Here is a 20,569-nt window from a genome sequence, read left to right as displayed (position 1 = left end):
ATCTCAAAAGGATTTCATCATGGGAAACGCCATCGTTGCAGTCTTGGTTATCTGGCTCATTGTTCATTTCATCAAAAAAGCCTCCTTCAAAAAGAAGGCCAAGCAAGAACTCGAAAATTTGGCCAACAGCATCGAGGTCCGGGTCACCTATTCCCATGACGATTACGACGACTATGATGATTACAGTTTCAAAGCGACACAGTCCGATGAGGAGTGCTGGATTCCTCCGGGCCAGTCTGTCGAGATACACGGGCACGCCATCAAAGGAGGGATGCTTTACGTTGGTACCGGGCTTGGCGCACTGAGCGGGTACGGTGCCGACCCGGCCCTCATCAACCCCGATCTTTCCAGAAGCTCCGACAAGTCGTGCACGGATAATCATGGGATGTCCTACTGGCCTTCATACAGCCGGATCTCACCCGAAGCCAGGGCCGCTTATATCGACTGGCTTGTCAAGGGGCGGCGGGTCGAAGGTGCTTATATAGGATATGTCTTCCTATTTTTTTACGGACTGGAAAGACGTGTATTGCATGGCAAGATGGCGCAGGACGAATTGCACCACATACGTGACGAGCTAAGTGACCTCCTGACCATCTACGGCGACAACCGCTCATTCAGGCAATACTGTGAGAACTTCTTAGGTCTTGTCAGTGTCCTGATCGGTGAAGACACCCACAAATCGGAAATCAACCCCAACAAAATTGCCAGAGGAGTATATCCGCCAAGCTTCAAAATAGAACTTGGCAGAAACGTTGCCGAAGGAAAACCGATACCTTGGGACTTGGCCCTGGAATGGGTACTCAGAGACCCGGAAACCAGATTGCGGGTACCGGCAAAGCGTTGCCCGCATGAATTCGCATTCCTTTTCAAGACTCTCTATCGGGAAAAATATGGGGAAGGCATGATTGTCCCCCCAAACAAGAAAAAGGTCAGGCTCGAATATCATCCCGCAAGCTCATCACTTCGAGGGTTCAGTTCGACTGTTGACATTCCGGACCCAAGCGAGCTTAAACGCCCTCTGGGGAATCTGTGGAAGCTTGTGGATCAAAGCATGTCTGAACTGGACTCCTATAGCCGCCTCATGGGCAAAGATCCGGAAGCGGCAAAAGGAATTTCCGGCATTTCTCTTCTGCCAAGCTCCATTGCCATGAAACGCAAGTCTACTGAGTTGGACGTTTTGCGCCAACTATGCAGCAGTGCACTGGCGAATGGGGATGTGGGAACCGCCCTGGTAAGCGACTTGATTGATATGTGGCCGACAAAGACACCCGGAAAATTCACCAAGGCAGAAGTGAGCCAACTCGCGAACATTCTTGGTAGTCTTGGAACGGGAATGGAGCCAGACCCTCGCTATGGTGGACGGACTCCCGCAGCCGGCGACGAAATCGTCCTCTTCAAGTTACCTGACGGTAAGGACGACGCTCCCGGCACAGGCTACCACCAAGCTATCGCCCTTGTTCACTTGACAGGGTTGGTAGCAGCCGCAGATGGCGACGTATCGCCAGAAGAACGTTCAACCCTTAATTCTCACCTAGCCTCTTCTTTAGGCTTGAACCTGTCAGAATCGTTGCGCCTATCAGCTTTTTTCGAATGGATAATTGCCCGTCCGCCGAGCATGGCCGGTATGAAGGCAAAGCTGTCAGGGCTCAGTGCCGCACAGCGTGAAAAGGTTGCCGATTTCCTGATCAGTGTGGCTGGAGCGGATGGAATCATTCATCCCAAGGAAATAAAAATACTGGAAAAAATATACAAAACCATGGGTATGGAACCGAGTGACGTCCAGACCCACATTCATCGTTTCCTCGCCAACGGCGACAGCCAGCCTGTCACCGTAAAAGATGCGGACACCGGCAAGACCGGCTACTCCATCCCGTCTGCCCCGGACGCAACTCCCGAAGCCGATGTCAAACTTGATGCCGACCGTCTGCGTCTCAAACGCGAACAGACGAAGGAGGTTGCCGAACTCCTAGAAGAGGTCTTCGCGGAGGATGTCGCGGAGCCGGAGCCCGAAGCGGAAGAAGCCCCGGATTTTTATGGGCTTGACGCTCCGTACAAAAACATCCTTGTCGCACTCGGCGAACAGGATGCCTGGGACAAGGACAGTTTCAACACTTTGGCTGAAAAATTCGGCTTGATGCCGTCTGGCGTCTTGGAATCACTGAATGATGCTGCGCTTGATAATTTCGATGATGAAGTGCTGTTTGAAGAAGAAAACATAGAAGTCAACCGAGAGGTCCTTGAGGAGATGTTGGCATGAGTAACCCCAAAAAACTGCGCACCAAAGAGCGCGATGCAATAATCAAATCTCTTCGATCCGGAGTTGTTCCCAGAATTGGCCTTCAGCATGTACAGGTCGGCAGAGCGTTGGAGGTCAAAAGCCTGTTGCAAGACATCAACACGGTCGCTGACGGAGGCTCTTCCTTCCGGATGGTTATAGGCGAGTATGGTTCGGGGAAAACCTTCTTCATGAATCTTGTCCGCACTGTCGCGCTTGAAAAGAAGCTCGTCACACTTCACGCGGACATGACCCCTGAACGCCGCCTCTACTCTTCCAAAGGGCAAACCCAGTCTCTCTACCGAGAACTTGTCAGGAATATGGCTACAAGAGCTAAGGCTGAAGGCGGAGCCTTGTCTTCCATCGTTGAAAAGTTCATTTCAACTGCCATCCAGGAATCCAAAGCCAACGGGGTACAGACAACTGAAGTCATCCACACACGCCTTCAAAGCCTGACCGAACTTGTTGGTGGCTACGATTTTGCCGATGTCATCAATGCATACTGGGAAGGCCATGACTCGGGCGATGAAGCGGCCAAGGAGAATGCGATCCGTTGGTTGCGCGGAGAGTTCACGACAAAAACCGACGCCCGGGCCGCCCTCGGCGTCAGGACATTCGTCGATGATGCATCCATGTACGACCATTTGAAAATCCTTTCCCAATTCGTGCGCCTTGCCGGATACGGAGGGTTGCTCGTCTGCATCGACGAAATGGTCAATCTCTATAAGATCAGCAACTCTGTCAGCCGCAAGAACAACTACGAACAACTGCTGCGGATACTGAACGATTGCCTCCAGGCCAATTGCGAAGGCCTTGCTTTCCTCATGGGAGGCACACCCGATTTCCTCCTGGACACAAGGCGCGGCCTGTTCAGTTATGAAGCCCTTCAATCACGGCTCGCCCTGAACACCTTCGCCTCGGGCAACTATGTCGATATGAGCGGCCCGGTCATCAACCTGGCCAACCTCACCCCGGAGGACATGTATGTGCTTCTGGAGCGGTTGCGTAATGTTTTCGCAAGCGGCAATGAAGACGCCTACGCCTTACCCGATGACGCCCTGACGAAATTCCTTGAGCACTGCAACAATACCATCGGTCAAGACTACTTTCGGACTCCCCGTAACACCATCAAGGCCTTTCTTGACCTGCTGGCGATCCTTGAGCAAAACCCCGGGGCTTCCTGGCAGGAACTGTTGCAGGCCGTTTGCATTACCAAGGATGACGGCGGTGCGGAATCGATCGAGGACATCTCGGGTGACGATGAGCTCGCAACGTTCAGAATCTAGGGGCTTCACACTCCTTCACCCGTCCATCCAACGATGGATATGGAAACAGGGGTGGACCAGCCTTCGGGATATCCAGGAACAGGCGATAGGCTCCATCCTCGATTGCAATCGGGATGTCATCATTTCTGCCTCGACTGCGGGAGGAAAAACCGAAGCGGCGTTTCTTCCCGCGATAAGCGACGTCTTGAGAGCTGAGCCCGAGGCTGTCGGCATACTCGGCATCATCCCCCTCAAGGCGCTGATCAACGATCAGTTCCAGCGGATGGAAGGCGTCACCCGCAATACGGATGTGCCGGTCTTTGCCTGGCACGGCGACATTTCCACATCCAGAAAAGGTAAGGCCCTAAGCACTCCGTCAAGTATCCTGCTCATTACTCCCGAATCACTTGAGGCTTTATTCGTCAGACGTCATGCGGAACTGCGGAAGGCCTTTCGCTCACTGAGAAGAATCGTGGTGGACGAACTGCATGCGTTCATAGGGACCGAGCGGGGAATGCAGTTGCAAAGCCTCATGCATCGAGTAGAGATGACGGCAGGGAGAAAGATCCCCCGTATCGGGCTGAGCGCGACCTTGGGCGACTTATCCATCGCCTCGGATTTCCTGCGCCATGACGGCTCCCTGCCTTGCGACATCATCGAATCGAAAACAGGTGGAAGAGAACTGAAGATTCAAGTCCGAGGATATGTTGAAACCAAATCCGATGGTCCGGATCATAATGAGGAAAGCGTGTGGCAGGCGATCGGCAGTCACCTGTTCACAACGCTCAGGGGCAGCAACAACCTTGCTTTCGCCAATAGCCGGCAAAACGTTGAACTCTTGTCCGACATGCTCCGCAGAACCAGTGAAGCGGCACGGGTACCCAATGAATTTTTCCCGCACCATGGCAGCCTCTCAAAGGAAATCCGGGAAGAAGTCGAAGAACGTCTGAAAAAGCATCGCCTCCCCACATCGGTCCTTTGCACGAACACCTTGGAGCTTGGCATAGACATCGGAAGCGTGAAAAGCATCGCCCAGATAGGCTCTCCCCCTTCGGTCGCAAGCCTCTGCCAACGCATCGGACGTTCTGGAAGGAAGGAAGGCGACCCGGCGATACTCCGCGCCTACGTCCGGGAAGCCGAATGGGATACCGAATTGTCGCTCTTCGACAAGCTGCGCCTGAGGACAGTCCAGGCCGTGGCCATGATACAGCTTTTGGCTCAGGGCTGGAATGAACCCCCACTCCCCAACCGGCTGCATCTCTCAACATTCATCCAGCAACTTCTGTCTTCGATATCACAACATGGAGGGATGAACCCCGCAGCCGCATGGAACGCATTGTGCGGGACCGGCCCCTTCAACCATATTGCCCCCGAGGTCTTTAAACACATCTTGCGTGTGCTCGGCGGGAAGGAAGTCCTTCTACAAGCTGGCGACGGAACCTTACTCCTAGGCAGAAAGGGTGAACGAATTGTCGAGCATTACACCTTTTACGCCGCCTTCACTTCCCCGGAGGAAGTGAGCATCGTTTCTGAAGGAAAGACGCTTGGGACCTTGACTACGGTCTATCCGATAGTTCCCGATTCATTTTTGATATTTGCCGGACGGCGCTGGATCATCAAATCGTATGATGAAGAGAGAAAACAGGTGCTGGTGTCACCCGCCACAGGCGGCGAACTCCCCAAATTCGACGGTGGCGGCGGATCGTTCGTGCATGACAGGGTGCGCGAAGAGATGCGGAATTGTCTTAAGGCAACAGCACTCCCCTCATTTTTGGACAAACAAGGTCAGGAATTGCTGTCCCAAGCGCGAAAGGCATACGCGGAAGCCGACCTGGAGCATCAAGGAGTTTTGCCCAAGGGTACCGACACGACTTTTGTTGTCTGGAAAGGGGATCGAATCTGCTTCACGATCTTTCTTATTCTGCTCAAGTCGGGGCTTTCGGTCGATTATGTAGGTCCGGTGTTCACGGCCCATAAGGTATCGCCAGCAGACTTCAATGAAGCCATCAACAATATCCTGAAAAGCTCGCTTCCAGACCCGATGGCCCTGATCCATACTCTGGAAGGGAAAGGCAAAGAAAAATTCGACTATCTTCTTGATGACGGCCTGCTCGATGCAGCTTGCAGTGTCGGCATTTTAGATGTTGAAGGGGCTATCAAGGCTTTATCCCATTTGCGCGCCTAAACTCCTTCCGAGCCCTTCTCCGCTGTTTGCGTCCACTGTCGTCTCACAACATCCGAATCGACATGAAATAGACTATCTCCCTGAATGGCTCCTGAGTTCACCTTAATTGAACGACCGAACGGGGTTCTTAAGGTGGACAATCTGCGGGAATCCCCCAAAGTATGTAGGAACATCCCTTGAGCCAGAGTCGAAACCGCCATCCCTCTCGCCGTCGCCTGCGTAGATTACGACGCAAATAAAGTCGCCGGAGCAAGGCCGTCCGGCGAAGACGGACGCCCGAAGGGCTCGGCCTTGCTCTGGCGGCTGCTTGCGTCACGCTCGCGAACAAAAACGGCGGGAGGTGAAGAAATCCTGCCGCTGGAGCTTGCGCGAAGGTTTTGCGGCGTCCTATGCTTGAGCATATCCATCGGATAATTCCGTAATCAGAAGGAGGTAAAACGCATTGACGCGCGTCATAAGTTCGTGACGAAGTCCGAACTGATGACGCATGAAGAAGCCTTGTGCTTCAACGATCCACGCGCCGTTTTCCAAACAAACGGCCATTTCCAAATCCAAACACTCAGGCTGTAACGCAGCACCCGCCGATGGTGGAATGGCAGGTATCTACGCTTGTCATTGCCGCACTTCCCCTACGGCTGCCATTGAATCCGCAAGACGTATGCGCTTGCGGGGCAGCACCCCTTATTGACTGGGTTTTCCGGAATCTTCTTCCAATGGGAAACGGGCATTCATTCTTCCCTTAGCTGGTGATGCGTGGCGGGTTTACCGCCACAGGCAGATTTCTTTCGGCTGACGAAAGATGTTCCATCTGCTTGGCCCCGGGGCGCTGCCCCGAACCTTTAAGGAAGGAGAATTCCCATGGGAAAATCCGACAGCCTCAAGTACGGGATCAACCGGGCAGTCCTGTCCGGCCCAAAGTCGAAACAACACCGAATCCGCCAGACGGCCCATCATTTCGTCAAGGTCTTGCGCCAGGCAAATATGGGAGCCCAAAAGTGGACCAAGGTAACCAACAAACATTTCCAGCGCGTGGCGGATGTCATGCGTGCCGACGGTGTGGGCGACGGCAGGATTGCCGAAGTCTTCAGCGCCGCGCGCCACATCTGCCGCGCCTACGGGAACGACCACATCAGTAAAAGAAACGCGACCTTCGGGGTCAGGCGCGGGTCCATCGCCAACGCGACGTCCCGTGCGGTCACCCCGGAAGCCTTTCAAGATACCCTGACCCGTATGCGGAACGACACGTCGTATCCGCATGCGGGTCGGGCGGCCACGCAAGTCGAGCTGATGTATGAACTCGGACTACGGAGAGAAGAGGCGGCCAAGGTGGACCTGCCCAACGACTGGGATCGGGAAAACCATAGCCTTCTCATTCAGTACGGCACCAAAGGCGGCAGACCAAGAACCCTGTTCGACCTGTCGCCACAACAGGAAGCCGCCCTTGAACGGGCTGAAGAATACGCGTCGCCTTCCGACCGGAAAGGTATCAACAATCTCATGCCCGAGAATATGGGCGATGTATGGTTACACCGGCTGGACTACGCAGCCAGAAAGCACGGCCTGACAGGTAAGGACGCCGGGGGCACCCTGCATGGTCTCCGTCACCAACGGTTCCGACAGATGTATGTGGACCACACCGGATTCGAGCCACCGAACCAGCACGAAAGCGTTCAGGCATTTCACGAATCCGCCCAGGCAACGGCCGGGGACGACTGGCCCCGGCTCGATGACGAAGCACGCGACAAAATCGAAGTGACGGCAGGGCATTCGCCTGGCCGTCGGGACGTATCGAACGCCTATCTGGGCAGTTCCCGTTAGCAGAAGCCCCGCCATTTTCGGCGGGGCTTCACTTTTTTTCATCTTTTTTCTCCGACCCCCTCTCCGACATTTGACTTTCACTTCTCTGGCGGTGTCAAACTGGCCTGTTGGCCGAGTATTGATAGCAACCTCAACCGAAGGGGAAGTTGGAAACGGGTACGCGCAAGCGGTAGGAGGCTTTACGTTCCGTTCCTATGAGAATCACAAAATGACCGATGCACCGAAGCTTTTGACCATCAAGGAAGTCGCCTGCCTTTTGCGGGTCCACCGTGCGACTGTGTCGCGCCTGATCGGGACTGGCGCCTTGCCCCATCTCGCGATAGGATCACGAAAGCTTGTTCTGGAAACAGACCTGCTGTCGTTCCTTGAAAATCGAAGAAGCTTGGCGGCGAACAGTCCGAAGGGGGCATAGCTTATGGCTACAGTCACTATCGCGACCCGTTCGCTCAAAAAAGGAAAAGCGTACGTTATCAACTTCACCAACCCGGATACGGGCAGGAAGGAATACCACAAGACGTACAGACGGAAAGACCTGGCTCAGGAAGAGGCCAATCGGCTTCGCACCCTGCTTGACAGCGGCAGGCTGCCGACCAAGGAAACCCGGCAGCCCAAGCAGCAGGCCCTGCCCACTTTCGGGCAGGCTGCCCTGCTGTGTCAGGCCGAATGGGATCGAAAGCTGGGGGAAGGCAAGATCGGCGAAGCAAGTCATGCCGGGTACGGCTACCTTATGACCCCGGTCCTGAAAAAATGGAAGCACACCCTGCTCCATGATCTCGACGAGGACACCATTCGGGATTACCGCATCCGTGTCGCCGAACAGACCAAGGCGAAGCTGTTGGCCAGGTGCGAAGACGGCAAGAACTGCAACGTCCTTGTGAACCGCCGATTGTTTGTCATCAAGCAGGTCTTCGCGCAGGCCGTGAAGCACGGCTTGATCGAAAAAGACATTGCGCGGGACATCCCCTACCTGTCGGAAAAGGCCAGTGAAAGGAAGAAGGCCCAGCAGCCTCTCGAAATCGAGAAGCTGCTTGCGGCGGCCCGACAGCGCAGGGCAAAGCACTACCTGCCCCTGGCGATCCTGCTGGCGGTCGAGCACGGGTGCAGCACCCAGGAAGTCCTCAGCCTTCGGTGGCCCGATATGGACCTTTCGGAAAACCACATCACGTTCCACCGTACCAAAAATGGTATTACCCGAACCCATCGGATCATGCCCCGCACCCGTGAGGCTCTCGTAGCCCGGTTGGAGCATGTAACCCGGCACCGGGAAAAACGCGGTGTGAAGGTCAAGGGGGATTACGTTGTCGGCAACATGGACGGCACCCCGTTCAAATCCATCAAGACAGCGTGGAAAGGGCTGTGCAAGGACCACGACTTCAACGACCTGCACTTCCACGACCACCGCCACACCTACTGCACGAACATGCTCAAGGCAGGCTGCACGCTCAAGGAGACCAACGTCATGATCGGCCACAAGACCCTGCGCATGACGGACCGCTACAGCCACCTTGAAGGTGTGCTGGAAGACGGCCCCCAGGACCGTCTGGCCACCCGCTACGGCATGACCGGCACGGACGGCACCCCGTCGGAAGCGGCGGACACATAGCGGACATATTCCTGAAATCCGCCACAAAGCACGAAAAAAGGGTTCCAAGTATTTACTTGAAACCCTTAACTTTCTTGTGGTGGAGCTGGAGGGAATTGAACCCACGACCTCTTGAATGCCATTCAAGCGCTCTCCCAACTGAGCTACAGCCCCACTGCGTTGGGAGAAATGGATTTATCCAAATCGGGATGGGCTGTCAACAGCAAATTTTGGGTTCTCATCGATGGAAAGCGATGCAAAATGGCCGTTGCTTTTCACTGCGGCCTCGTCCATAGTCCCCGCGCAAGCCACGGGAGGTGCCCCATGATAGAGTTGTTCATCAGTCTGACCATAAAGCTTTTCTTCCTGCTGACGCCCTTCTTCGTGCTCAGCGTCTTTCTCTCCATGACCGAGGAAATGGATGTGCCTGCGCAGCGAAAGCTCGCGCTTCGGGTCGTTCTTTCCGTCATGGTCATCAGCCTCGTGCTCTATTTCGGTGGAAACACCATCTTCTCCACACTCGGCATCACCCTCGACGGATTCAGGATCGGCACGGGAAGTCTGCTCTTTCTTTCTGCGGTTTCGCTCGTGTCCGGCAAGCGGGCGCGCCCCGAACCCGAAGACGACGGCGACATCGCCGTGGTGCCGCTGGCCATGCCTATTACCGTCGGCCCCGCCACCATCGGGACGCTGCTCATCCTCGGCGCGGAACTGGAGAACACCACGGACAAGCTCGTGGGCGCGGTGGCACTGGTGGCGGCTTGCTGCTGTGTGGGCGCACTGCTCTTCTCGGCCTCGGCCATCAAGAAGATCATCGGCCGCACCGGGCTTGCCATGCTCACCAAGATCACCGGGCTCGTGCTCTCCGCGCTGGCCGCCCAGATCGTCTTCACGGGCGTTCGCAACTTCCTGACCTGATCAGGACGGGAGTTCCCCCGCGAACATCGGCAGCTTGCCGTCACCCCGGTGCAGCCCGCATCGCTCGTAGAATCCGGCGGCATCGGCATAGGAAATGAGCGCTACGCGCGGAAAATCCACATATTCGGCCAGCAGCCGGTTCACCAGCTCACGCCCTATGCCGCACCCCTGCCAGTCGCGATGCACGAGCACGTACGGCACGTAGGCCGCCATGCAGCCGTCCGAGATGCTGTTGGCCAGTCCGACGGTCTTCCCGTCGATCCGTGCACTCACCACCCGATGCGAATTGCGCATGGCGCGAACCAGTTCACCGGGGCGTTTGGCCGATGCCCACCCCACAGACGCAAACAGGGCCGCCAATTCCTCAGCCGTAAATTCGTTTTCCGTGGAATATCGTATCCGCATTGTCTCTACCTCCTGTAAATCATTTCGTATTCCGGGGCGGGTGAAACGGCAAATATCCTTTTGGCAACGCTGCGATACCTTCCGGGACATGATGCGTGCGACCGCAATTGCAACGAGGGCGGGAATGACGTAAGTAAATCGGCAGGTTCAGAAATGGTCGCAACGGAGACACCGATGAACGCCGTACTCAAACGCATACTCGTCAAGCTGGGATGGACCGCCGTGGTCTTTCTGGGCATTACGGTGATCAGTTTCTGGGTGATCCATCTGGCTCCGGGCTCCCCCACCGACCTTCAGACGACGCTCAATCCGCAGGCCGACACTGAAGCCCGTCAGCGGCTTGAGGAACTCTACGGACTCGACAAACCCATACACGTACAATACGCGGACTGGCTCGGCAGGCTCGTTCGGCTCGACTTCGGCAAGTCGCTCTCGGGCGACCATCGGCCCGTCTGGGACAAGATCAAGGAGCGGCTGCCGCTGACGTTCGGCATGAACGTGGCGAGCCTCGTGCTGACGCTGATCATCGCAGTTCCAATCGGGGTTGCGGCGGCGTGGCGACGCGGCGGCTGGTTCGACAGGATATCGACGGTGCTTGTGTTCGTGGGCTTTGCCATGCCCGGATTCTGGCTCGCGCTGCTGCTCATGCTCTGGCTGGGCATATACTGGCCGGTGCTGCCCATCTCGGGACTCACCAGCATGGGATTCGATCAGATGGCGTGGCATGAACAGCTCGTGGATCTGGCTCGGCATCTGGCCATGCCCATATTCATTTATACTTTCGGCAGCTGGGCCGGGCTGTCCCGCTACATGCGCTCGGGGATGCTCGAAGTACTGCGGCAGGACTACATCATGACCGCCCGGGCCAAAGGGCTCTCCAGCCGTTCGGTGCTGTACCGCCACGCCCTGAGAAACGCCCTGCTGCCCGTCATCACCATCCTCGGCCTTTCGGTGCCGACGCTCATCGGCGGTTCGGTCATCATCGAATCCATCTTCGCCCTGCCTGGGCTTGGGCAGCTTTTCTATGAAGGCGTCATGGCGCGCGACTACCCGCTCATCATGGGCAGTCTGGTCCTCGGCGCCGTGCTGACACTGGCGGGCAACCTGCTGGCGGACATCGGCTACGGACTGGCTGATCCGCGCATTCGTGTTTCGGGGAGGGACGCATGATCAAGGGACCATTGCGCCGCCCTTCCTTTCTTTCAAGAAACGCCCTGCTGATGATCGGTGCCTCGCTGGTGGCTGTCATGTCCCTCGGGGCGGTTCTGGCTCCGTGGATCGCACCCTACGACCCCAACGCCATCAACGTGAACGCCATGCTGCTGCCGCCGAGCGCCGCACACCCCCTCGGCACCGATGCACTTGGACGCGACGTGCTTTCGCGCATCCTGTTCGGCGGGCGCGTATCGCTTTGGGTGGGATTCGTGGCCGTGGGCATTTCTACGGCCATCGGCGTGGCGCTGGGACTCATCTCGGGCTACTTCGGCAAGCTCGTTGACGAAATCATCATGCGCGGCGTGGACGTGATGCTCTGCTTCCCGTCATTTTTCCTTATCCTTGCGGTCATTGCCTTTCTGGAACCGAGCCTGTTCAACATCATGGCGGTTATTGGCGTGACCTCATGGATGGGTGTGGCCCGGCTGGTGCGGGCCGAAACGCTGGGTCTCAAGCAGCGCGACTTCATCCGGGCTGCACGCGCCGCTGGAGCCGGTCCCGGTCGGATCATTCTCCGGCACATCCTGCCCAACGCGCTTTCCCCCGTCCTCGTCTCCGCCACATTGGGAGTCGCGGGGGCGATTCTCGTCGAATCCTCCCTGTCCTTCCTCGGGCTGGGAGTTCAGGCGCCGGAACCCAGCTGGGGCAACATGCTCACCGAAGGCAAAGAGGTACTGGGCGTTGCATGGTGGCTTTCGGTCTTCCCCGGTCTGGCCATTCTTTTCACCGTGCTGGGATACAACCTGCTCGGAGAATCCCTGCGCGACATTCTAGACCCGAGGCTGCGACAATGATGGAAGAATACATTATCCGCCCCGCCTCGTCCGGAGATATTCCGGACATTGAACGCATTCTCAAGGAATCCTTCGAGGCCAGCTACGCCATGTTCATGCCGCCTGAATTCATTGAGAACTGGGAACGAAAGGACCTCGCGGGCGATCTCGCCCGCCGCGCATGGCCGGAATTTGCCGTGGCGGAGATCGGAGGGCGCCCCGGCGGGGTGGTACAGGTTCAGGAGGCTCACCTGGCCGAACTCTGGGTAGCCCCGGAACACATGAGACAGGGCGTCGGCTCCCGCCTGTTGCAACACGCCGAATGGCTTGTGGCGACCCGCGGCTACCAGTCGGCCACACTTTTCGTCTACGACATCAACGTCACGGCCCGCGAATTCTACCGCAAGCACGGCTGGACCGTCTCCAACGCATTTCTCTCCAAAGACGTTCCGGGCAGCACTGTCCTGGAAAAATCGAAAAGGGTCGGCCCGAATGCATAAGCTGCTGGCCTTCCTTCTCCTTGTCTGCACTCTCGCACCGGCTGCGGCACGTTCGCACACCATCGTCTTTGACCCTCAGGTGCTGCATGAAAAACGGGAGCGCATTCATCAGGGCGACATGCGGCTCATGCAGGCCTACGACAAACTGCTGCGTGAAGCGCGGGAACTTCTGCACGAGGACAGTCCCAGCGTCACGGACAAGGGACACACGCCAGCCGGAATATCGCTGCACGACTATCTAAGCCTCTCCCCGTACTGGTGGCCGAACCCCGACACGCCGGACGGACTGCCCTACGTTCGACGCGACGGCAAAAGGAATCCCGAAGCCGACGGCACCCGCTTTGACTCCCTGCGAATGCAGCGCATGGCCTTTATGGCGGAGACCCTTGCGCTGGCCTACTGGTTCACGCAGGACGAGCGGTTTGCCGAGAAATGCGCCGAGGTCCTCAGGGTGTGGTTTCTCAATCCCGAAACCGCCATGAATCCGAATCTTCACCACGCACAATTCCGGCCGGGGCACAAGGACTCCGGCGGCGGCATCATCGTGGGCAACGTGCTCGTACGCGTGGTGGACGCGGCGCTTCTGCTCAATGGTTCTCCACACTGGCCGGGATCGCACGACATGAACCTGCGGGACTGGTTCAGCCGCCTTGGTCAATGGCTGCTATACAGCCCCGAGGGCCACCGCGAGATGGCGCGCCAGAACAACCGGGCCTCGTGGCATGCGGCTCAGGTGGCGGTCTACTCCCTGTATGCCGGACATCCGGACATTGCGAGAAACATGGCGCGAAGGGGACACGAACTCATCAGCATCCAGAGCAAATCGGACGGGTCTCAACCGCTGGAGCTCAAGCGGACCAGGCCACTCAAATACTCCTTCTTCAACCTCAAGGCACTTTTCACGCTCGCATCCGCCGTGGAAGGAACCTGCTGCTCGCTCTGGCACCATGAATCGTTTGAGGGAAAATCGCTTCGCAAGATGCTGGACAGGGTGGCGCCCTGTATGGCCGAGCCGAAACAATGCCAACACATACACTCCCGGGATTTTTCTCCATGGCCCTATGCGGGGGTTTTACGAAAGGCTTCCGTCGTGTATAAGAATCCGGGTTACGAAGAAATCCTTCACCGGCTCCCCCGCGAGAGACTCGCGCGGGACCGCTCAAACCTCGCTTACTGACGAGATCACATGCTCGAACTGCTGCGTATCCGAAACCTCGCGCTCATCGAAGACGCGGAACTGGAATTCGGTCCCGGAATGAACACCCTCACTGGTGAGACCGGGGCTGGCAAATCCTTCATTCTGCGCGCCGTGGACTTCATCACCGGCGAAAAGATGGACCGCAAGCTCGTGCGTCCCGGAGCGGACAAGGCCGAGGTGGAGGCGCTGTTCATACTGCCTCAGGGCGAAACCGTCATCCGGCGCGAACTCAGCGCGGAGACCGGCCGCAGCCGCATTTTCATCAACGACCGTCTCAGCTCGCAGGACGCGGTCCGCGAACTCAAGCCGCAACTGGTCATCCACACCAGCCAGCACGGACAGCAGAAACTGCTCTCCCCCGCCTTCCAGTCGGAGCTGCTCGACTCCTTCCTGCCCGACCCGAGCATTCTAAAAGAGCGTAACAGCCTCTGGACCGAGCTCAAATCCGTTCTGGCGGAGATGGAGGAACTTGACCGCAAATGCGAGGAGATCGCCGGTCAGCGGGACTTTCTGGAGTTCCAGAAACGCGAGATCGCCGAGGTCAATCCGCAGCCGGGCGAAGAGGACGCGCTTGAAGAACGCAAGACGGTCCTCAAGGAACGCGAACAGGCTGGCGAATGTTTCCGACACGCCCTTGACGCCATTCACGGCGACAGCAACCTGCTCGACGGCCTGACTCTGCTCTCGCGGGAAATGGGCATCATTTCCCGCCTTTTCCCGGACATGGAGCAGGACCACGACGCGGTTGAAGAGTTCCGGCTCAGGCTGCACGAAATCGACTCCCGTTTGCGCCGCGGCCCGGAACACGTGCACGACGATGACGACGACATGACGCTCGACGACATCGAAAAGCGTCTTTTCAAACTTTCCCAGCTGCGGCGCAAGATGGGCCGCAACATTGCCGATCTGGTGAACCTTGCCGCCGAAGTGGAAGAGAAGCTCTCCTTCCATGATGCCTGCTCACTGGATCGCAAGACGCTGGAACGCCGCGAGGCCGAGATTGTGGAAAAGCTTTCCGACACGCTCGGCAGACTCGGCAAGGCCCGACGCAAGGCCGCCAAGGAACTCGCGCTGCGCATTGAAGGCGAACTTTCCGACCTCGGCTTTTCCGAGCACGTCAAGATTGACTTCGAATTCAGTGACGTGCCGCTGCACGACGGCGTCACCGACCAGAAAGCGCGGCTCATGTGGACGCCCAACCCGGGCCAGCCGCCGCAGCCGCTGGACAAAATCGCCTCGGGCGGTGAGCTCTCCCGCCTGCTGCTGGCGCTGACCAGCCTCAAGCGAAACCCCGGAGGCGACCATCTGCCCACCCTCATCTTCGACGAAGTGGACGCCGGGATCGGCGGCCTGACGCTCGGCAGCGTGGGGCGCAAGCTGGCCGAACTGGCCGACCGGCAGCAGATGATCCTCATCACCCACTGGCCCCAGCTTGCGGGCCGGGCCGAACGGCACTTCTCCATCCTCAAGGAAGTGGTGGACGGCGAGACCTTCACCCGCTGTGACGAACTCAGGGGCGAGGACATTCGTCGCGAACTGATCCGCATGGCCGGCGGCGGCGCGCAGGGCGAAGCCATGGCCGACAAGCTCCTTCACGACAACGACTGATATGGGACTTCCCCCTATTGACATCCTTTCCCATCTTAGACCAAGTTGCTGATGCAACCAGAATCAAGGATACCCGTATGAATCTCATACACACCAGCACCTACCGTCTCCGCTCCTACGAAGTGGACTTCGAAGACAGAGCCTTTCTGACAGCGCTCTGCAATATGCTTCAGGACGCCGCATCCATGCACGCGGCAGAACTGGGATTCGGCTACGGCGATCTTCACCGCCTCGGACGCGCATGGGTCCTCTCCCGCGCCTTCATCCACATGGACGCGCTGCCGGGCTTCGGTACCGACGTCGAGGTGGAAACCTGGCCCTCCGGCAACCAGAAGACCGTCGCCACACGCGATTTCCTGCTCAAGAACGGTGACGTCATCGGCCGCGGCACCAGCGCATGGGCCGTGATCGATATTGAAGACCGCAAGGCGGTCTCCCCCGAGTCGCTCATCGCGGACCGCGACATCCCTCAGGTACCGCGCGCCCTAGAATTCGAATCAAGGGCGGTCAAACGGATTCGCGACGGGGAGCACGCCACCACGGTGCGCGCCCGATACGGCGACCATGACATCAACGGCCACGTCAACAGTATGCGCTCCGTGGAATACTGCCTTGAGGCGGTTCCGGAATCGTGGCGGCGCGAGCGGATCTGCGTGGGCGGCGACGTGCAGTTCCGCGCGGAATGCTTTGCCGGGGACGAGTTGCGCTCCCTCGCCTCCCCGCAGGAGGATGGCACCATGCTGCACACCCTCATCAGGCAATCGGACCAGCGCGAAACGGCCCGCATGAAGACATGGTGGGAACCGCGATGAGCCTGCTGCTGCTCGACTCCTGCCACGGAGTGGACTGGCATGACGCGGCAGAGCTCATGCGCCGGGCTCCCCTTGCAGACCGCGAACCGGACATGATCCGCCGCTGCTTCGAAAACAGCGACCTCGTCTGCTTCGCCATGCAGGATGGAAAGCTCGTCGGCATGGCCCGGATGCTTTCGGACCACACCTGTCAGGCCGTACTGTACGACCTGTGCGTGCACCCAGACCTTCAGGGCAGCGGCATCGGCGGAAGCATCCTCAAACGGATGCTCTCGCGGTGCGACGCGCCCAACGTGGTGCTGTGGGCGGTGCCGGGCAAGGAACCTTTCTACCTCCGCTACGGATTCCGCCCCATGAAAACCGCCATGGCGAACTTTGCCGATCCCGACTCGCAGCGAGAAAAAGGCTATATTTCCTGACCCGAGGGACGCTTTTTCCGTGGGCATGACTTTTGCTTTTCATACCGGCAGGCAAACCTTGCCGGGAGAAAGCAATGAGCACGATCAGCAGTTCATACGGCGCGGGATCCGCGGATGCCTTGGACCTCCTTCGCAACAAGCGCAAGGAGCGGGAAGAGTTTTCGCTGACCAAAACCTTTCTCTCCACCGAAGGCGTGGAGGTGGAGGACAAATCCGCCGACGCGAAAAAAAGCTCTTCAGGGTTCAACGTCCGCTCGCTCACGCCCGAGGAAGAGCGCAGGCTTGAGCAGCTGCGGGACATGCTTGACGGCATCCTGCTGGAGATGGGTGACGAACCAACCGGAGCGCAGAAGCGGCGGATCCGCGAGATCGAAAAGGAGATGTCGGAGATAACCGGCGTCGAGATTCACACCAAACTTTCTTCGGGACTGAACGCCCTCGACCGCGACACCAGCGACGAGGATGAAGAATTAGGCGATCAGGCCGCCGGACTGCCGGACCGTACCGGCTTCATGCTGGACCAATCCCTTGCACGCAAAAGCCGTCCGGATGCCGGGAACACCTCGTCCGGCAAAGGCATCATGAACTTCATGCAGGAGATGGCCTCCACCGCTTACAACCGGCAGGCCGCAGCCATGGGCGACGGGGAAGCACTCGGTGCCTACGCGGTCCTCGGCAGCGGCGGGACGCTGAACAGCAAGGTGTGATCCCTTCCCGCAATCATTACTCAGACCCGTTCCAAGACCGGACCGCTCTGCGGAACATCACACTCCTCGGCAACCCGAACCGCACCCTGCACCGCCGCTTTCGCTGATTCTGCCTGCGCTTTGTCCGCCGCATGAATCAGGCACAGCGGTTCTCCCGCCTCAACCCTGTCCCCGATACGAACCACGGCAGACAGCCCCACGGCATGGTCCACCTTGTCGCTGGGACGCGTGCGCCCGCCGCCAAGCTCCACGACCGCCAGCCCGAGCGCCCGTGCATCCATCTCGGTCACCACTCCGGCACGTTCAGCGGTAACAGGCATCCGAACAGGAGCCTGCGGCAAATACCTTTCGGGGTTTTCCATCAAATCGGTCGGTCCGCCCAGCAGAGCCACCATACGCCCGAAGCGTTCCGCTGCGCGCCCGGTGTCCAGTGCCTGCCCAAGCATGACCTCAGCGCCGTCATCCGAATCGGCCAACCCGCCTAGCCGAAGCATCCGCACCCCAAGCGCAAGTACCACCGCTTCCAGCCTCGGGTCACGGTTTCCGGTCAGGAAGCGGACCGTCTCGGTCACCTCCACACCATTGCCTGCGCACGGAGCGAGCGGCTGGTTCATGTCCGTGATCAGCGCCTCGCACGGCAAGCCCGCGCCATGAGCGACCGCGCGAATGCTTTTCGCAAGCTCCCGCGACTTCTCACGCGTCGGCATGAAGGCGCCCGATCCGGTCTTGACGTCCATCACCAGGCCGCCAAGTCCGGTCGCGAGTTTTTTGGAAAGAATGGAAGCAGTTATGAGAGGAACGGACTCCACCGTGGCCGTCACGTCGCGCACGGCGTAGAACATACGGTCCGCCGGGGCAAGATCACTGGTCTGACCGATGATGGCGCACCCCGCCTCGGCCACGGCTTTGCGGAACAGAGCTTCGTCCGGGGTCGCGACGTAGCCGGGGATGGATTCGAGCTTGTCCAGCGTGCCTCCCGTATGCCCGAGGCCGCGTCCCGATATCATGGGAACATACCCGCCGCAGGCCGCAACCAGCGGGCCGAGTGCGAGACTCACGAGATCACCCACGCCACCCGTGGAATGCTTGTCCAGCACGGGGCCGTCCACATCCCACGCGAGCGTCGTGCCGGATTCCGTCATGGCCCGTGTGAGGGCCACGGACTCGTCCATGGTCATCCCCCTGAAGAAAACCGCCATGCCGAACGCGGCCACCTGCCCTTCGCTGACCACGCCATCCACCATGCCGCGAACGAAGTCCCTGATGTCGCTCTCGGCCACGAGCAGCCCGTCGCGTTTTCTGCGGATGATCTCCTGCGGCAGCATCAGCCGCCTTCCTTCATTGCAAACGCATCCGGCAGCAGCTGCTCCACGGTCCACTCCTTCTGATCCGGTCCCTTGCAAAGTGCCCTGACCGGAGCCTGTGCGGGCATGAACTCCGCAAGCACCTGACGGCACGCACCACAAGGGCTGACGGCTTTCTCAGTCGGGGTGTACAGCACCAGCGCCCGAACGCCCCCCGGCCGCACCCCCGAAGCCACCGCTGCAAAGACCGCGTTGCGCTCGGCACAGCTAGTCAAACTGAAGGAAGCATTCTCCACATTGCAGCCCCGGTGAACGGTTCCGCTCTCGTCAAGCAGCGCGGCCCCCACGGAAAATCCGCTTGCCGGGACATAGGCGTTGAGCACGACCTGTTGCGCCGCCTGCTCCAGTTCCTGCCACGGGATGGTCATAATGCCTCCTTCATGCGTTCTTTCAGTTTCATTATACGCTCAAAGGATTGTCTGATGCGTGCTTCCGGAATCTCTCCGGAGCGTACCAGATCCAGAATCGTGTCATAAGCTTTTTTCATGATCTGCGGATCGTGCCGCAGGTTGTTGCCGTAGAGCATGATATCCGCACCGGCGCGGATGGCGAGCTTGAGCGCGGTGCGCATACCGTAGCTGTCGCGAATGGCGCGCATGTCCATGTCATCCGTTATCACCACCCCGTCCCAGCTAAGCCGCTGGCGCAGGATGGAGCCGATGACCTTGTCGGACAGGGTGGCCGGATACTTCGGATCAAGCGTGGCATTGAAGACATGGGCGGTCATGATCATGCCGACGTATCCTTCATCAATCAGGGTTTGATAGGGAACCAGTTCCTGCCTGGACCATGTATCGGTTACGTCCGTCAGGCCCTTGTGGCTGTCGGCCATGGCGCTGCCGTGACCGGGAAAATGCTTGAGGCAAGGGATGACGCCGTGCCCGCGCAAGCCTTTGGCAAAGGCCGCGGCGTTGTCGGCGACGGCCTGCGGATCGGCCGAAAAGCTGCGTCCCAGCGCGCCGATGGCGGGGCTTTTCGGGTTCACGTTCACATCGACCACTGGAGCGAAATCCATGTTGATGCCGTTTTGCGAGAGCATCCGTCCCACGATGCGACCGGCCGTGTCGCTGGCAGCGGGCCCCTTCAGGCCGAGCTTCTGCGCCGAGGGAGTCTCCGGAAATCCCCAGCGTTCCTTGAGACGCTGTACCTTGCCGCCCTCCTGATCCACCGCGATGAAGAGCGGAATATCGGCCCGGGACTGTAGTGAATGCGTGAGCCGCTTGACCTGTTCCGGACTTTCGATGTTGCGGTCAAAGACCTTTCGCTCGACATCGTAGTCGAACAGCACCACGCCACCGAGGTGCCGATTCTCGATGTCGCGAACGATCGGACTTTCGGCGTCAACGGACGTGCCCCGGAATCCGGTCATGAGCATCTGCCCGACCATCACTTCCAGAGATGCGCCAAAGGCCGGGACAGGGACAAGCATAAGAAGAATGAGAATAAGTGATCGCATGATCAGGTGATAGGATTAAACCGCATCCAGCGCAAGGCTCACGGTCTTTTCTTGCCGGTATTTTGCGCG

The 20,569-nt window shown here is 58.5% G+C and carries 19 protein-coding genes and 1 tRNA gene; 15 read left to right on the top strand and 5 right to left on the bottom strand.

Annotated features, from left to right (window positions below; genetic code table 11):
- The first annotated feature begins 19 nt into the window (after positions 1-19).
- From B149_RS0109235 to B149_RS0109205, 6 genes are all read left to right on the top strand, one after another.
- Positions 20-2,257, top strand: a complete 2,238-nt coding sequence (locus tag B149_RS0109235; RefSeq protein WP_018124903.1) for a tellurite resistance TerB family protein — start codon at positions 20-22, stop codon at positions 2,255-2,257.
- Positions 2,254-3,561 (top strand): ATP-binding protein, encoded by a 1,308-nt coding sequence (locus tag B149_RS0109230; RefSeq protein WP_018124902.1) that lies wholly within the window; start codon positions 2,254-2,256, stop codon positions 3,559-3,561. The genes B149_RS0109235 and B149_RS0109230 overlap by 4 nt, the downstream gene beginning before the upstream one ends.
- Positions 3,536-5,725: a DEAD/DEAH box helicase gene (locus tag B149_RS0109225; protein WP_018124901.1), complete on the top strand. Its 2,190-nt coding sequence runs from the start codon at positions 3,536-3,538 to the stop codon at positions 5,723-5,725. The genes B149_RS0109230 and B149_RS0109225 overlap by 26 nt, the downstream gene beginning before the upstream one ends.
- Positions 5,726-6,583: 858 nt before the next feature.
- Positions 6,584-7,543, top strand: coding sequence for an integrase domain-containing protein (locus tag B149_RS0109215; RefSeq protein WP_018124899.1), 960 nt, complete (start codon positions 6,584-6,586; stop codon positions 7,541-7,543).
- A gap of 208 nt (positions 7,544-7,751) precedes the next feature.
- Positions 7,752-7,955 (top strand): helix-turn-helix domain-containing protein, encoded by a 204-nt coding sequence (locus B149_RS18980; protein ID WP_018124898.1) that lies wholly within the window; start codon positions 7,752-7,754, stop codon positions 7,953-7,955.
- A gap of 3 nt (positions 7,956-7,958) precedes the next feature.
- Complete coding sequence (locus B149_RS0109205; protein ID WP_018124897.1) at positions 7,959-9,146, top strand: integrase; 1,188 nt, start codon at positions 7,959-7,961, stop codon at positions 9,144-9,146.
- A gap of 77 nt (positions 9,147-9,223) precedes the next feature.
- On the opposite strand, the gene B149_RS0109200 is transcribed toward B149_RS0109205, so the two are convergent.
- Positions 9,224-9,299 (bottom strand) — tRNA-Ala (locus B149_RS0109200).
- A gap of 150 nt (positions 9,300-9,449) precedes the next feature.
- Here B149_RS0109200 and B149_RS0109195 point away from each other — a divergent pair.
- On the top strand, positions 9,450-10,043 hold the full coding sequence (locus B149_RS0109195; protein WP_018124896.1) for a MarC family protein: 594 nt from the start codon (positions 9,450-9,452) through the stop codon (positions 10,041-10,043).
- On the opposite strand, the gene B149_RS0109190 is transcribed toward B149_RS0109195, so the two are convergent.
- Entirely contained in the window at positions 10,044-10,448 is a 405-nt protein-coding gene (locus B149_RS0109190; protein ID WP_018124895.1) for a GNAT family N-acetyltransferase, read from the bottom strand.
- A gap of 174 nt (positions 10,449-10,622) precedes the next feature.
- Between B149_RS0109190 and B149_RS0109185 the strand changes: the two genes are divergently transcribed.
- The 8 genes from B149_RS0109185 (at position 10,623) to B149_RS0109150 (ending at position 17,680) form a co-directional block, all read left to right on the top strand.
- Positions 10,623-11,618, top strand: coding sequence for an ABC transporter permease (locus B149_RS0109185; protein WP_018124894.1), 996 nt, complete (start codon positions 10,623-10,625; stop codon positions 11,616-11,618).
- Entirely contained in the window at positions 11,615-12,457 is an 843-nt protein-coding gene (locus tag B149_RS0109180; protein WP_018124893.1) for an ABC transporter permease, read from the top strand. Before B149_RS0109185 ends, B149_RS0109180 begins: the two co-directional genes overlap by 4 nt.
- On the top strand, positions 12,454-12,936 hold the full coding sequence (locus tag B149_RS17915) for a GNAT family N-acetyltransferase (protein ID WP_018124892.1): 483 nt from the start codon (positions 12,454-12,456) through the stop codon (positions 12,934-12,936). Before B149_RS0109180 ends, B149_RS17915 begins: the two co-directional genes overlap by 4 nt.
- Complete coding sequence (locus B149_RS16840; protein ID WP_018124891.1) at positions 12,929-14,113, top strand: alginate lyase family protein; 1,185 nt, start codon at positions 12,929-12,931, stop codon at positions 14,111-14,113. Before B149_RS17915 ends, B149_RS16840 begins: the two co-directional genes overlap by 8 nt.
- Before the next feature lie 9 nt (positions 14,114-14,122).
- Positions 14,123-15,742 carry a DNA repair protein RecN gene (locus B149_RS0109165; RefSeq protein ID WP_018124890.1) on the top strand — a complete coding sequence of 540 codons (1,620 nt, stop codon included), beginning with the start codon at positions 14,123-14,125 and terminating at the stop codon, positions 15,740-15,742.
- Positions 15,743-15,819: 77 nt separating this feature from the next.
- The gene (locus B149_RS0109160; RefSeq protein WP_018124889.1) at positions 15,820-16,554 is read left to right on the top strand and encodes an acyl-[acyl-carrier-protein] thioesterase; all 735 of its coding nucleotides are present in this window, start codon (positions 15,820-15,822) and stop codon (positions 16,552-16,554) included.
- On the top strand, positions 16,551-16,973 hold the full coding sequence (locus B149_RS0109155; protein WP_018124888.1) for a GNAT family N-acetyltransferase: 423 nt from the start codon (positions 16,551-16,553) through the stop codon (positions 16,971-16,973). Before B149_RS0109160 ends, B149_RS0109155 begins: the two co-directional genes overlap by 4 nt.
- Before the next feature lie 74 nt (positions 16,974-17,047).
- Entirely contained in the window at positions 17,048-17,680 is a 633-nt protein-coding gene (locus B149_RS0109150; protein ID WP_018124887.1) for a hypothetical protein, read from the top strand.
- 20 nt (positions 17,681-17,700) lie between these two features.
- On the opposite strand, the gene deoA is transcribed toward B149_RS0109150, so the two are convergent.
- The 3 genes from deoA to B149_RS0109135 are packed head-to-tail and all read right to left on the bottom strand — an operon-like array spanning position 17,701 to position 20,500.
- Positions 17,701-19,005, bottom strand: a complete 1,305-nt coding sequence (gene deoA / locus B149_RS0109145) for a thymidine phosphorylase (protein WP_018124886.1) — start codon at positions 19,003-19,005, stop codon at positions 17,701-17,703.
- Positions 19,005-19,412 carry a cytidine deaminase gene (locus B149_RS0109140; protein ID WP_018124885.1) on the bottom strand — a complete coding sequence of 136 codons (408 nt, stop codon included), beginning with the start codon at positions 19,410-19,412 and terminating at the stop codon, positions 19,005-19,007. Before B149_RS0109140 ends, deoA begins: the two co-directional genes overlap by 1 nt.
- Positions 19,409-20,500 carry a glycoside hydrolase family 3 protein gene (locus B149_RS0109135; RefSeq protein WP_026167543.1) on the bottom strand — a complete coding sequence of 364 codons (1,092 nt, stop codon included), beginning with the start codon at positions 20,498-20,500 and terminating at the stop codon, positions 19,409-19,411. The genes B149_RS0109140 and B149_RS0109135 overlap by 4 nt, the downstream gene beginning before the upstream one ends.
- Between the last annotated feature and the right edge of the window lie 69 nt (positions 20,501-20,569).

Origin of the sequence: Desulfovibrio oxyclinae DSM 11498, from assembly GCF_000375485.1 — a bacterium.
Classification (GTDB): domain Bacteria; phylum Desulfobacterota; class Desulfovibrionia; order Desulfovibrionales; family Desulfovibrionaceae; genus Pseudodesulfovibrio; species Pseudodesulfovibrio oxyclinae.
This window is presented reverse-complemented; position numbering and strand designations above follow the sequence as displayed.

Bases quoted from the DNA above. Each gene is read 5' to 3' on its own strand.
- B149_RS0109135 (WP_026167543.1), bottom strand. From the start codon at position 20,500: ATGCGATCACTTATTCTCATTCTTCTTATGCTTGTCCCTGTCCCGGCC.
- B149_RS0109205 (WP_018124897.1), top strand. From the start codon at position 7,959: ATGGCTACAGTCACTATCGCGACCCGTTCGCTCAAAAAAGGAAAAGCG.
- B149_RS16840 (WP_018124891.1), top strand. From the start codon at position 12,929: ATGCATAAGCTGCTGGCCTTCCTTCTCCTTGTCTGCACTCTCGCACCG.
- B149_RS0109155 (WP_018124888.1), top strand. From the start codon at position 16,551: ATGAGCCTGCTGCTGCTCGACTCCTGCCACGGAGTGGACTGGCATGAC.
- B149_RS0109215 (WP_018124899.1), top strand. From the start codon at position 6,584: ATGGGAAAATCCGACAGCCTCAAGTACGGGATCAACCGGGCAGTCCTG.
- B149_RS0109190 (WP_018124895.1), bottom strand. From the start codon at position 10,448: ATGCGGATACGATATTCCACGGAAAACGAATTTACGGCTGAGGAATTG.
- B149_RS0109150 (WP_018124887.1), top strand. From the start codon at position 17,048: ATGAGCACGATCAGCAGTTCATACGGCGCGGGATCCGCGGATGCCTTG.
- B149_RS0109160 (WP_018124889.1), top strand. From the start codon at position 15,820: ATGAATCTCATACACACCAGCACCTACCGTCTCCGCTCCTACGAAGTG.
- deoA (WP_018124886.1), bottom strand. From the start codon at position 19,005: ATGCTGCCGCAGGAGATCATCCGCAGAAAACGCGACGGGCTGCTCGTG.
- B149_RS0109195 (WP_018124896.1), top strand. From the start codon at position 9,450: ATGATAGAGTTGTTCATCAGTCTGACCATAAAGCTTTTCTTCCTGCTG.
- B149_RS0109235 (WP_018124903.1), top strand. From the start codon at position 20: ATGGGAAACGCCATCGTTGCAGTCTTGGTTATCTGGCTCATTGTTCAT.
- B149_RS18980 (WP_018124898.1), top strand. From the start codon at position 7,752: ATGACCGATGCACCGAAGCTTTTGACCATCAAGGAAGTCGCCTGCCTT.
- B149_RS0109165 (WP_018124890.1), top strand. From the start codon at position 14,123: ATGCTCGAACTGCTGCGTATCCGAAACCTCGCGCTCATCGAAGACGCG.
- B149_RS0109185 (WP_018124894.1), top strand. From the start codon at position 10,623: ATGAACGCCGTACTCAAACGCATACTCGTCAAGCTGGGATGGACCGCC.
- B149_RS0109230 (WP_018124902.1), top strand. From the start codon at position 2,254: ATGAGTAACCCCAAAAAACTGCGCACCAAAGAGCGCGATGCAATAATC.
- B149_RS17915 (WP_018124892.1), top strand. From the start codon at position 12,454: ATGATGGAAGAATACATTATCCGCCCCGCCTCGTCCGGAGATATTCCG.
- B149_RS0109225 (WP_018124901.1), top strand. From the start codon at position 3,536: ATGAGCTCGCAACGTTCAGAATCTAGGGGCTTCACACTCCTTCACCCG.
- B149_RS0109180 (WP_018124893.1), top strand. From the start codon at position 11,615: ATGATCAAGGGACCATTGCGCCGCCCTTCCTTTCTTTCAAGAAACGCC.
- B149_RS0109140 (WP_018124885.1), bottom strand. From the start codon at position 19,412: ATGACCATCCCGTGGCAGGAACTGGAGCAGGCGGCGCAACAGGTCGTG.